Here is a 12092-nt window from a genome sequence, read left to right as displayed (position 1 = left end):
GTTAATAAACGTCGGCGGGTAATAGTAAGGAGAGCCAGGCGGCCAGGGTGAATAGAAGGTCGTCGGGTGCAGCTTGCGCAGCACATGGAAAGTGCCTGTTGGCGTCGGCAATGAAGGTCTACCCGAGGTGATCGGCGTATTAAAGACCTGCTTCCCATTTTCATAGGCATAGAGCCACTGCTTTGACAAAATGACAACGATCACTTTGCCGCTGCCAGAGGGATTGGCCTGGCTGCTACTCTGGGCTTTGACGACCAGGCCGCTATAGATGTAGAGCGGGGCACTATTGAGCGGGCTGATCCGATACCAATAGGGACTGCCCCAGACGTTCTGTCCCACCACGCTCGCATAGACGGTTACGCTCGTATTCGGTGCATAGGTTTTGACAACTGGATATTGCGTGCTCGGGCCTCGACGCACATTCGACCAGTTAATAGTGATGCCCTTCCAGGTGGCTGCGGCCTGGGCGGTCGCACTAGCGCCGGGGAGGGGAGCAAAAGAGAAGGTCAGTGCCGCGAGGGAGGCGAGCAACATGATCAAGACAATATGTTTCTGCAAAATTGCTCGCATCATGTCCTCCGATTGGTCAAGCGCAGCTGTGCCTGCTGCTCCCAGTATACGTAAAGCTCAGTGAGCTAGCAAGAGCTGCAGATCATCATGTATCAACCTATTGCATAGACAGTACCTTCTGGCTAGGGATACCTCTCCTGAGAAGCAATAATCTGCAGCAAAGAACTCTGTTTCTTCCAGAAGACTATCTTCAGCAGAGCAGTTCGCTTAAGAAGCAGTCACGGAGATAAAGAAGGACGCCCCGCCCAGCACGGGCGGGCGCCCCTGCTGATTGTCATCATGATTGATGTGACGATGTAATGCCGCGTGGCAGGCGGCTCCTGACCGACAAAGGGGTATGTTGCATAAATTCGTGCTGGTGCCTTCCTCAGTCTTACGCTCCACCACTTTTGCAAGGGCAGTCGGTCGTCCGTGACGAAGCCATGACAGGCAAGACAACCGGCGTGAGCGGGCGGCAGGAAGACGAAGTAGCCAGCTAGCCAGCCCAGACAAGGCAGGAAGCCACCTGGCCAGGCCCAGCCACAGCAATCACCAGCTAAAAGAGCGAGAGCTGCTGTGGAGGCTCGTCTTGAGGGCGAGCGGCTGGCGCACTGGCAGCGCCAAGCTTTCCCTCAGCCGCCAGGCGCTCGGCCTCAGCCAGCACCACCGGGAGCTTTTTAAAGTCCTGGCGAATCGTTTCTTTCAGACTAGCCTGGTGGAGGCCAGCCGCGGGATGATACATCGCCATGCAAATATAGCCATCCTTTTTCTGAGCCTTACCGTGGATCGCGCTGATCTTTGCCGTACCAAAGAACTTGGCCATCGAGTAGCGCCCCAGTGTCACTATGACCAGCGGCTTGATAGCGGCAATCTGGCGATCCAGATAATCGTTGCAGGCGTTGATCTCCTCGGGGAGGGGATCACGATTGTCGGGGGGACGACACTTCACCACATTCGTAATAAAGACATCAGAGCGCTTAAGGTTAATACTCTGCAGCAACTCATCGAGGAACTGGCCGGCGGGTCCCACAAAAGGCCGTCCCTGCTTATCCTCATGGTACCCTGGCCCTTCACCGATGAAGAGGATACGGGCATTTGGAGGACCTTCGCCTGGGACAGCCTTTGTTCGTCCCTTACAGAGGCCACACTTGGTGCAAACAGAGACCTCCGCAGCTATCTCCCGTAGAATCTCCTCTGACGACATAGATACCTCTCTAGTATGAGACCTTGCTATCGGCGCAGGTCGCTTTCGGATTGACAACCATTATGGAATGTTTCAGCCCTCGTCGCAAGAGGCATAGGACCTGCAGGTACTTCTGGCCAAAACAGGCGTAGAGAGACAGGCAATCTCTGCTCTGAGGTCTGCCGCGGTAGCTCTATAAAGGCTTCCCGCCTCCTTGCTTGCTGGTTGTAGCCAGCCATTTGTAGTCAATGCCTAGCGGCCCAACCAGGTCGAGAGCGGCAGCTTAGCCAGATCAAAGGGGCAGTTCTCTGCTGACAGCTACAGCGACAGCCGGGCCGAACCAGTGAGCCAAAAAGCAAAGAGGAGGGTAGCCGGCTGAAAGCTGCCTCCAGCGGGGCACCCTCCTTTAACAGGCGCTGATGAAGTTTTGCCGGCGCTGGCGAGTAGGCGCCTCAGGTACTGCAGTCGGCGGTGGCTGCCAGGTCCTCGCAACGCCTGTCCTCTATCGAGCAGGCTACCATCGGCGCTCGTTGGAGCGAGGGCCGAAGCTGCTGTCGCGCCGAGAGCCACCCGAGCCACGGCCCGAGCCGCCCGAGCCACCAGGGCCTAGTGGGCGACGCTGGCCACCGCCGTAGTTGCCGCTATTATAGCCAGGGGTGCGGCCACCACTACTGCGCTCAGAGTAGCCGCCGCGATCGCGTCCACCGCTGCCATAGTTGACATTACGGCCGGGAGCGGCCAGATCGCGGTCGCGTCCGCCGCCATAGCCACCACCACCGCGGCCCGAGCCACCACGGTCGCGTCCGCCACCACGGCTGGCAGCGCGATCACTCTCAAGCTCGGCCTGCGAAGGCAACTCACCGCTGAGAGCAGCGCGCCGTGAAAGATTGATGCGGCCCTGCGAATCGACCTCTATCACCATCACCGTAATCTCATCGCCCACCGAAACCACATCCTCGGGGCGCGACACCTGATAGTCAGCGAGCTGCGAGGTACGGACGAGGCCCTCCTTACCAGGCAGGATCTCAACGAAAGCGCCGAAGTCGACCAGGCGGCGCACTGTGCCTGTATAGATACGACCGACCTCCACCTCCTCGGTCAGAGCACGGATCGCATCCATCGCCTGCTGCATCGACTCGCTGGAAGTGGCGGCAATATTGACCGTGCCGTCGTCCTCGATATCGATCTTGGCGCCGGTCTCGTCCTGGATCTTGCGCACCGTTTTGCCGCCGGGGCCGATCACCGCCCCGATCTTGTCGGGGTTGATCTTCATGGTCTGGATACGCGGAGCAAAGACCGACAGCTCCGGGCGGGGAGCATCGAGGGCATCTAGCATCTTCTCCATGATGTACATGCGGCCCTCGCGCGCCTGCTCCAGGGCCTTAGCCATGATATCATAGCTAATGCCCTTGACCTTGATATCCATCTGGAGAGCAGTCACGCCATCAGCGGTACCGGCGACCTTAAAGTCCATATCGCCCAGAGCATCCTCGATCCCCTGGATATCGCTTAGCACCGCCCACTTGCCGGCACGTTCACCCTCACCAGTGACCAGGCCCATCGCCACGCCGGCCACAGGGGCATGAATTGGGACACCAGCATCCATCAGAGCCAGCGTTGTACCGCAGACCGACCCCATTGAGGTTGAGCCATTGGACGAGAGCACATCGGAGACGGCCCGGATCGTGTAGGGAAACTCCTCCTGAGATGGGATCACCGCCAACAGGGCGCGCTCGGCAAGCGCACCGTGGCCAATCTCACGGCGGCCCGGACCGCGCAGCGGCCTCGTTTCGCCGGTCGAGAAAGGCGGGAAATTGTAGTGATGCATAAAGCGCTTGCTCTCGCTGGGAGTCAGACCATCAAGGATCTGCTCCTCACCCGGCGACCCGAGCGTCACCACACTCAGCACCTGGGTCTGACCGCGCGTAAAGAGGGCTGAGCCATGCGTACGCGGCAACAGCCCGACCTCACAGGTGATCGGGCGGATCGTCTTCAGATCGCGGCCATCGGGCCTGATCCCATAGTCCAGAATCTGATTGCGCACATAGGTCTTCAGTTCCTTCTCGTAGAAGGACATAATCTCCTTCAAGCGATCAGGATACTGAGCCCCGAGCGTCTGCACTAGCTCATTCTGGACCACAGTCAGCGCCGCAGAGCGAGCCGTTTTATCGGGATGGTTCACCGCCTGCTCCAGGCGCGGCAGCACGAACTCAGCCACCTGGCGCTGCAGCTCCTCATCAACAGGAGGCGTTTCGAAAGGTCGCTTGGCCACATTGACGGCCTGCATGAGCTTCTCTTGCATTTTGATGATATCCTGGAGGGCCTCCTGGCCACGGATCACCGCCTCCAGCAGGATATCCTCAGGAAGCTCTTTGGCACCGGCCTCGACCATCATCACCGCGTCCGCCGTACCGGCCACCACCAGATCGAGACGGCTGCGATCCATCTGCGACTCCAGCGGGTTGATCACCAGCTCGTTATCGATGTAGCCCACGCGCACAGCGCCAACAGGACCCGCAAATGGGATGTCGGAGATACAGAGAGCAGCCGAGGCACCGATGATTCCCAAGACATCGGGATCATTCTCCTGGTCTACCGAAAGCACAGTGATAATAATCTGTACATCGTTGCGGTACCCTTTCGGGAAGAGGGGGCGGAGAGGGCGGTCAGCGAGGCGGCAGGCAAGAATGGCATGCTCGGAAGCCCGCCCCTCACGCTTAATAAACCCGCCGGGGATCTTACCGGCGGCATACATGCGCTCTTCAACGTCAACGGTCAATGGAAAAAAATCGATGCCTTCACGAGGCTCTTCACTGGCTACGGCGGTCGCCAGGATTACAGTATCGCCATAGCGCAGCAACACTGCGCCATTAGCCTGCTCGGCCACTCGTCCGGTTTCAATGCTCATGACGCGACCGCCAATGACGGCTTCTTGACGATGGATCATAGTTCCTCCGACTACTATACACCCCTTGGCTGGACCGTAGACCTGGAAACTCTCCTTGCTTCACGGGGACATAACGGGGTGTGTGACAGACAACTGACCGACTACTACTACTACTTCTACTCTTGCTCACAACGATAATCTGAGTGTAATCCCCTGCCTCTGCTCTTTCCTGACTGGCTGTCTGACTTCCTTCCGAACCGCTACAATGAGTGAGCGAGTAAGAAGAAGGAAAGATACCGCGCTGCTTTCAGCCCTTTAATTGAGAACACTTGCGTTGACCGGGCGATCGATCGCTCGACCATTGATCATCCACTTACGATGCACAGATCATCGATTTTACCGTGACTTCACTACCAGTAGCGGTGCCTCTCTGGCCAGCCAGCTAACAGGGCGCTAGTTGGCTGGTTACCAATCCTCTACTCCTGCCTAACCAGGTCCCTTAGCAAGTGGAGGGCGCGGTCCTGGTGGGGAGAACATGCTGCCGCCTTCTGATGCTCTCTCTGCTTTCGCTTTGGCAAGGCAAAACGAGATAAGAGAGACTGCTCTTGTATTTGCTGTTTGTGGCCTTGCTTACGGCGGTAGCGTATGACCGCCCACAAGTAACAGCCTGGCTCGACAGACGGCACTCAACAACAGTGAGACAACACAATTACAGCATAATCTGATCTCAGACCGGATGCCAACATTCACAGCCTGGCCTTCAGTGTGAAGCTTACCACAGGCCATTAAGGATACGAGGGCCGACCTCTTCATTTCCGCTGCCTGGTTGCGTTCTCCCCTACCCAGGCTAGAGAGCTATAGAAATGAAACTACTGCTGTCTCGGCACGGCCAGAGACCAGCCTCAAGCCAGCTCTGCCCAACGTGAGAATCTAATCGTGCGCAACGACAGCCCCAAACTGGGGAGGAAGGAAAGAACGCCACTGGCAGATCTCAGGCAGCTTAACCGGCTGAGCGAGCGGTCGGCAAGCACCATACGAGCAAGAGAATACTCTTGCTCTCGTTGTCTTCATCCTCCTGCCGGCCTACTGCTTCCACTCTCACCTTTGCCCTGCCAAACAGAGGGACGTCCGCGAGACGAGTCAGCGAAGGAGGAGCAAGAAGCCATGCCGACCGACCGCTTGCGAGATGAGGAGCCTGTCGCTCTCGCTAGTGGCGCAGACCGAGCTTTGTGATCAGTGCGCGATAGCGCTCCGGGCTTTTACGGCTCAGATATGCAAGCAAGCGACGCCGCTGGCCAACCAGCATCATCAGGCCGCGGCGGGAATGGAAATCGTGCTTATGGATCTTCAGATGCTCGGTGAGCTGATTGATACGAGCTGTCAGTAGCGAGATCTGCACCTCGGGTGAGCCGGTATCGGCCTCGTGGATGCGAGACGAAGCAATGATTTCAGCTTTATCCTCGCGAGTCAATGCCACCCTCTGTTTCACCTCCTCAGCAGGCTCAGGTGAGATTACCATCAGATGTTCAGCAGGTTTAACAGATGTCCGGAAGCAGGTTCCTCAACCTGAGAGATCGAACTAACCCTGGATGATACACCCATGCATTATATCACGCTGGTTTGCCAGCGTCTAGATACCCCCTTGGCGCGGGCCATCATGAGCAGTTGACTTTCTGGCTCACTGTGAGAGAGCTGGCATAAAGCACAACCTGCAGATCGTCCCAGATCAGGGGCAGACTCAGCGCAGTGAGCCTTGCTCAGTTGACAGGGCAAGAATGGCAAAGGGGGCGAGAGGGTGCGCCCCTCGGAGCTGCTGCCCCATGATAGATGGGAACCATCTGCCGTAGGCGCGCCCTCTCTTGAGAGACCAATTCCAGAGACAGCCTCTCCCAGCCACTTACTTGATGGTGACTTTGGCCCCCACCTCTTGTAGCTTGGCGGCAATTTGCTGGGCCTCTTCCTTGGAGACGCCCTCCTTGACCGGCTTGGGAGCGCCTTCGACCAGCTCCTTGGCTTCCTTGAGGCCGAGATTGGTCAGCTCGCGCACAACCTTGATGACCTTGATCTTTTCAGCGCCCACCTCGCTCAGGATCACGTCGAACTCAGTCTTTTCCTCCGGCTGAGCTGCCGGGGCCGCCTCAGCCGGGGCGGCGGCGGCGGCTGGTGCTGCTGCTACTGCGACCGGAGCTGCACTGACTCCCCACTTTTCTTGAAGCTGCTTGGTCAGCTCTACCAGCTCCAGGACATTCAACTTCTCAATCTCTGCAATAATGCTCTCAACGGACATGGAGCAACCTCCTTGGACTCCTATGGTCTCAGAATAGATTCCTGACTAAACAATACTTGTACTGCCATTACTCGGGCTGTGATTGCTGTTGCTGTAGCTGCTCCGCGCGTGCCTGCAACACGTAGCAGAGATCGCGTAGCGGCGCAGTCAGCAGGCTGTAGGTTGTAGAAAGCGGCCCTTGTAGGCCACCTACTAGCTGCGCCTGGGCAGAGGCTTTGCCACCGCTGATCTTGGCGAGTGTCTCGACACGCTCAGGCGTGAGTGTGCGTCCTCCGAGGATCGCCGCCTTGAGCACCACAACATTCGAGTTCTGCACGTAATCGGTGATCGCCTTGGCGGCGGCTACTTCATCATCGTAGCCGAATGCGACAGTTGTCTGACCATGAAAGAGGTTGGGATCAACCTCTGTCATCTGGTTGCGCTGGGTGGCCAGGCGCAGCAGCGTATTTTTCGCAACCTGCACCTCGACATTCAATGGGCGCAGTTTGCTGCGCAGTTCATTCATGTCCTTGACCGACAGCCCCTGCGTCTGGATGAGAATAGCAATCCGCGAGCGCGCCAGTTTGTCGGCCAGTTCTTCGATCTTTGCCGCCTTTGCCGGTGTAGGCATGCCGCTCTCCCCTCCTTTCCTTTCGAGTGATCTTTTTTGCTCTCCCCTGCGCAACAGCCGAGGCCTGCTCTCCGCCCGGTTCTCTCTGCCGCGCGAAGAGGGCGTTTATGCCACCGGCTCCCTTAAGCAGGGCGGGCCTGGGGATGAATGTGATGGCTTGCAAGTAGCACCAGGGCGTATGGACCTCAGTTGCCAGTCGCGCAGCTTACAGGAGAGCATAAGAAAACGGGCCTTCAGAACTGCACCGAAGGCCCGGAAGCAAGCTTACGTTGGTAGCAGCAGCAGTGGATAGCTCACACGTGCGCGAAAGAAGCGCGGAAGCAACTCGACTGGACATCGAGCTGCCAATAGAGCACAGATCGCACGCGCGTCGTTACCCTTTCTTCTCTCTGCCCTGTCCTGTCCTGCCAACGCCAGATCCACTCACTTGGTTGGTAGGTTGGTCAGAGACAGAACTTGCTCCTCGGCAAGCTGATACCGGCTGGTATCATTTACATGCCCCGGGCATACTTGCTGTCTTCGGTCGCAAAGGTTACAGGCTGCTCAGATTATAGGCAAGAGACGCGGGCAGCGTCAAGACAGAGCTTCTAGGCGGACGCTGAGGGCTTCCTTTCTCTCACTGACTTGTCCTCAGCCAGCTTCATCCCCCCAGAGTACTGAATTGAGACGACCCCGCTCATTATAGGGCCTGGCCCCAGCCAGGAGCACTTGCTAGACACGCAAGGATAGAGCTGACTGGAGATCCAGCGGCACACCAGGAGACATTGTCGAGGCCAAGACAATATTGCGAATATAGGCCCCCTTGGAGCTGGCTGGCTTGGCCCGCATCACTGCATCAATCACAGCCGCTACATTTGACAGCAGGGCCTCGTCGCTAAAAGACAGCTTGCCCGCTGGCACATGCAGCAGTGCTGTACGATCAACACGGAACTCCACGCGTCCAGCTTTGGCCTCACGGACAGCGCGGGCCACGTCCATTGTCACAGTTCCTGTTCGCGGATTAGGCATTAAGCCGCGCGGACCAAGCTTTCTACCGAGACGACCGATTCTTGGCATCACATCCGGCGTGGCAATCGCCACATCGAAGCCCAACCAGTCATTCTCAATTTGTTTGATCAAGTCATCAAGGCCGACGAAATCGGCTCCAGCAGCTTCAGCCTCGCGAGCCTTCTCACCTTGAGCAAAGACTAAAACCTTGACCTCTTTACCGGTACCCGCCGGCAACAAAGCCACTCCGCGCACCATCTGATCGGCATGTCGCGGGTCAACCCCCAGGCGCATATGCACCTCCAGGGTTGGATCAAACTTGACATAGTTCATTTTCTTGAGCAGGGCAATGGCCTCCTGGGGCTGGTAGAGTTTGCCCGGCTCAAGCAGCTTCAATGCTTCGAGATACTTTTTCCCGTGCTTTTTTGGCATGACTATAAGCCCTCCTTGTGGCAATCTACCGCAGTGACTGACGGGCACATGTTTGATAGGCTTGCAGCGACCCTGCCTCAGTGAGAGACCCGGTCGCGCCAGCCAGCCGGAGCCGAAGCCTCATCCGGCGCCAAATACTGGGAGAAGCAAGGCCAAGATGCACATTCCTTTCACCCTCTTTAGCCAGGTCGATAGGGGCCAACGAGGGCAGCTTTCATCACTACTGAGTGCAGCCCAGAAAGACAGCTCCCCCTCTCGCTGCCTGGCAGCTTACCCGCTGGCTCCGGCCTTCAGCGGGTGAGGGAAGAACGAGCAGCCGAACGACGCCATCGCTGCTCAGACAATAGTGATCCCCATGCTGCGGGCCGTGCCCTCAACGATGCGCTCAGCGGCCTCAATATCATGGACATTGAGATCCTTCATCTTGAGTTGAGCGATCTCACGCAGCTTTGCCCGATCAATGGTAGCGGCCTTTGTTCTGCCAGGGGTACTAGACCCCTTTTCAATTCCTGCCGCTTGCTTCAACAAGAAGGTCGTGGGAGGCGTGCGCGTGACAAAGGTGAAAGAGCGATCCTCGTAGATCGTCACCTCGGCGGGGATAATCATCCCCCGCTGGCTTTCCGTGCGCGCATTGTACTCCTTACAGAAGGCTACAATATTAATGCCCTGCGAGCCAAGCACCGTACCGACCGGCGGCGCGGGCTTAGCCTCACCGGCAGGCAGCTCCAGCCTGATGACAGCTTTGACACGTTTTGCCATTGTAACTCCAGCTCCCTCAACAAGCGACAATCGCAAAGTGAGTGCATGCCCATGCCAGCCCAAGCCAGCACCTGGCACGGGCGACGACGCCAGGGCTTGACGGCGGGCAGCGCCAGAGCGATTCCGGTAGAGCCGGAGCGCCTGGCGAGCGGATCAGCAGAGTGGCCCGTTGAGCGTCGCCTTTCTTCTTGTTGTATGCATGAAAAAGTGGGAGGTTTAGCTCAACCTCCCGTTTCTCTTATTGATTGTTAAATCTTCTCAACCTGGAGGAAATCCAGGACCACCGGTGTCTCTCTCCCAAAGAAGGAGACGAGCACCGTCACTTTGTTGCGATCCATATTGATATCACTGACGGTCCCGATAAAATCGGTGAAGGGGCCGTCAATGACACGCACACTCTGACCTTTTGTGAAGCTGATTTTTGTCTTCGGTTTCTCAGCCTCTTCAGCAACCTGTTTCAGGATCGCCCTGACCTCATGTTCCTGAAGAGGCACCGGGCGCGTTCCTGAACCGACGAAGCTGGTGACCCCCGGCGTATTGCGCACCACGTACCACGATTCCTCGGTCAAGATCATCTCGACCAGCACATAGCCAGGGAAGACTTTGCGCTGCACCGTCCGCCTCTGCCCCTGCTTGATCTCCACCTCTTCTTCCATTGGCACGACGACCCGAAAGATCTTGTCGCGCATATTCATTGAGGCAATGCGCGCTTCGAGATGGCTCTTGACCTTATTTTCGTAGCCGGAGTAGGTGTGGATCGCATACCAGGCGCGCTCTCCAGCACCAGGGCTACCTGACTTCGACAGCGCGGCGCTGAACCGCGATTCCGAGCCAGCCCGTTCCTTTGGATTTGGGTCATCAGCAACCATGGTATTTCCCTCTTGCTTATTGCCCAGCTAAACCTAAAATCCAACCCACTGGCATGTTAGCTGCCACTGGGAGGTCTTTATCCTTTGCCGTCCATTCCACAGAAATTACAACACCGAGGCGCGCGAATCTATGCTCTCCCTTTCGTATCCCTTCCCTTTTCTCTCCGCAGGCCAGCGACCTGTACTCCCCTGGCTTACAACGCCGACAACAAAGCGCGGACCCATTTGTCCCCAGGCCACAGCGTCTTTTTGGAAAGCCCGATGCCACCACCAGCAGGGCCAGTCGGTAGCCGGCGTTCGCTAGCTAACCTAACGTCCGTTCTACCTAACTATCGAGCAGTACCGGTGATCAGGCGGAACAGTTGGAAGAGGCCGATATCGACCAGCCCCAGGACAATACCGAGGGCGAGGGAGAGCGCAATCACCGCGATTGTCATATTGCGCGCCTCCTCAAACGTTGGCCAAGTGACCTTATAGCGCAGCTCGTAGTAAGCCTCATAGAGGAAGCGAAACACCTTTAGCTGGCGCAAACGAGCAAAAACGGACGGCCTCTGTTCGCGGCGCACCTCCTGACGGCCCTCACGTCGCTGCGTCATCGACTTCGACTCCTTGCGGGCAGGAGCGTCCTTCTCGCCGCGGGGCTTGGTTTGCAGAACCTCGCTTGAAGCGGAAGTAGCCTTTTTCTTGTCGGCCATTTTATTTGCCACGTTGACCCTTTCTCGATCAGGAGTGATCGTTGCCCGGCTATCATCTGGTCTCGCGATGGATCGTGTGCGTGCGACAGGTTGGACAGAACTTTCTTAACTCCAAGCGATCAGGATGAGTGCGCCTATTCTTCGAGGTATGATAGTTGCGATGCCGGCAATTTGAGCAGGCAAGAGCAACAATGATGCGATTCTCTTTGCTTTTGCTAGCCATAGTTCTCCCCGTTCCGGGCTGCTACTCTCTCTCGGCGGTTGCAGGAGAGGTCGCTGACCGGCAAGTCACTCAGGTATAGATGCACGAAGGCCGGGAAGGTCCTGAAGGACAGCCAGGCGTTCATCGATTGCCACTGCTGACGCCAGCCATAAGCTTTGCTCAGTATGCACAGCCAAGCTCGTTCTGGCTGCCCTTCCTGACCACCCAGTCAACTGCTATTGTTCCACGCTCGTCGCGACTGGTTGCTTACTACTCTTTGGGGCCTGGCAGCGCGGTGGCTCGTCTCCTATTTGCTGCTCAAGCCAGGTTACTCGCAGGGAACAGCCCTAGTGATCTACCGACCATGTCTGTGATCTGGCTTGAGCAGCGCGGGCTGCCGTACCACTCTTGCTAGAGCGAACCGGCGAGTACCAGGAGCAGTCCAGATCGCGAGCGCTGGTTAGCAGCCATGAAGGCACTGAGGCCTCAGAGACGGACCAAGCGAGGAGGCAGGGAGCAGAATACTACTCCACCACCTCGGTGCAGACGCCTGCGCCGACGGTGCGCCCTCCTTCGCGAATGGCAAAGCGTACCCCTTCCTCCATCGCCACCGGATAGATCAGCTCCACCGT

12 protein-coding genes are annotated in these 12092 nt (G+C 57.4%); all 12 read right to left on the bottom strand.

Going from position 1 to position 12092, the window contains the following annotated elements; all coding sequences use genetic code 11:
* The coding region (locus IRZ24_RS10220; protein WP_297163473.1) for a L,D-transpeptidase family protein at positions 1-573 on the bottom strand (573 nt) is incomplete at its 3' end.
* 532 nt (positions 574-1105) lie between these two features.
* Positions 1106-1753, bottom strand: coding sequence for a uracil-DNA glycosylase (locus IRZ24_RS10215; protein ID WP_297163470.1), 648 nt, complete (start codon positions 1751-1753; stop codon positions 1106-1108).
* Positions 1754-2246: 493 nt separating this feature from the next.
* Complete coding sequence (locus tag IRZ24_RS10210) at positions 2247-4679, bottom strand: polyribonucleotide nucleotidyltransferase (protein WP_297163467.1); 2433 nt, start codon at positions 4677-4679, stop codon at positions 2247-2249.
* Between the two features lie 1147 nt (positions 4680-5826).
* The gene (rpsO, locus tag IRZ24_RS10205) at positions 5827-6096 is read right to left on the bottom strand and encodes a 30S ribosomal protein S15 (protein ID WP_297163465.1); all 270 of its coding nucleotides are present in this window, start codon (positions 6094-6096) and stop codon (positions 5827-5829) included.
* Between the two features lie 420 nt (positions 6097-6516).
* Complete coding sequence (gene rplL / locus IRZ24_RS10200; RefSeq protein WP_297163462.1) at positions 6517-6906, bottom strand: 50S ribosomal protein L7/L12; 390 nt, start codon at positions 6904-6906, stop codon at positions 6517-6519.
* A 67-nt stretch (positions 6907-6973) separates the two neighbouring features.
* A complete protein-coding gene (rplJ, locus tag IRZ24_RS10195; RefSeq protein ID WP_297163460.1) occupies positions 6974-7516 on the bottom strand; it encodes a 50S ribosomal protein L10 in 543 nt (180 codons plus the stop codon).
* Positions 7517-8227: 711 nt separating this feature from the next.
* Entirely contained in the window at positions 8228-8935 is a 708-nt protein-coding gene (gene rplA / locus IRZ24_RS10190; protein ID WP_297163457.1) for a 50S ribosomal protein L1, read from the bottom strand.
* Positions 8936-9271: 336 nt separating this feature from the next.
* Positions 9272-9694: a 50S ribosomal protein L11 gene (gene rplK / locus IRZ24_RS10185; RefSeq protein ID WP_297163455.1), complete on the bottom strand. Its 423-nt coding sequence runs from the start codon at positions 9692-9694 to the stop codon at positions 9272-9274.
* Positions 9695-9942: 248 nt separating this feature from the next.
* Positions 9943-10563, bottom strand: coding sequence for a transcription termination/antitermination protein NusG (nusG, locus tag IRZ24_RS10180; protein WP_297163453.1), 621 nt, complete (start codon positions 10561-10563; stop codon positions 9943-9945).
* Positions 10564-10892: 329 nt separating this feature from the next.
* A complete protein-coding gene (gene secE / locus IRZ24_RS10175) occupies positions 10893-11159 on the bottom strand; it encodes a preprotein translocase subunit SecE (RefSeq protein WP_297163451.1) in 267 nt (88 codons plus the stop codon).
* Positions 11160-11310: 151 nt separating this feature from the next.
* Entirely contained in the window at positions 11311-11481 is a 171-nt protein-coding gene (gene rpmG, locus IRZ24_RS10170) for a 50S ribosomal protein L33 (protein WP_297163449.1), read from the bottom strand.
* Positions 11482-11984: 503 nt separating this feature from the next.
* The coding region (locus IRZ24_RS10165; RefSeq protein ID WP_297163476.1) for a hypothetical protein at positions 11985-12092 on the bottom strand (108 nt) is incomplete at its 5' end.

It is taken from the genome of Thermogemmatispora sp. (genome assembly GCF_019683755.1).
GTDB lineage: Bacteria > Chloroflexota > Ktedonobacteria > Ktedonobacterales > Ktedonobacteraceae > Thermogemmatispora.
This window is presented reverse-complemented; position numbering and strand designations above follow the sequence as displayed.

Excerpts from the sequence above, each read along its gene's own strand:
- IRZ24_RS10215 (WP_297163470.1), bottom strand. The coding sequence starts at position 1,753 with ATGTCGTCAGAGGAGATTCTACGGGAGATAGCTGCGGAGGTCTCTGTT.
- IRZ24_RS10210 (WP_297163467.1), bottom strand. The coding sequence starts at position 4,679 with ATGATCCATCGTCAAGAAGCCGTCATTGGCGGTCGCGTCATGAGCATT.
- rplL (WP_297163462.1), bottom strand. The coding sequence starts at position 6,906 with ATGTCCGTTGAGAGCATTATTGCAGAGATTGAGAAGTTGAATGTCCTG.
- rplJ (WP_297163460.1), bottom strand. The coding sequence starts at position 7,516 with ATGCCTACACCGGCAAAGGCGGCAAAGATCGAAGAACTGGCCGACAAA.
- rplA (WP_297163457.1), bottom strand. The coding sequence starts at position 8,935 with ATGCCAAAAAAGCACGGGAAAAAGTATCTCGAAGCATTGAAGCTGCTT.
- rplK (WP_297163455.1), bottom strand. The coding sequence starts at position 9,694 with ATGGCAAAACGTGTCAAAGCTGTCATCAGGCTGGAGCTGCCTGCCGGT.
- nusG (WP_297163453.1), bottom strand. The coding sequence starts at position 10,563 with ATGGTTGCTGATGACCCAAATCCAAAGGAACGGGCTGGCTCGGAATCG.
- secE (WP_297163451.1), bottom strand. The coding sequence starts at position 11,159 with ATGACGCAGCGACGTGAGGGCCGTCAGGAGGTGCGCCGCGAACAGAGG.
- rpmG (WP_297163449.1), bottom strand. The coding sequence starts at position 11,481 with ATGGCTAGCAAAAGCAAAGAGAATCGCATCATTGTTGCTCTTGCCTGC.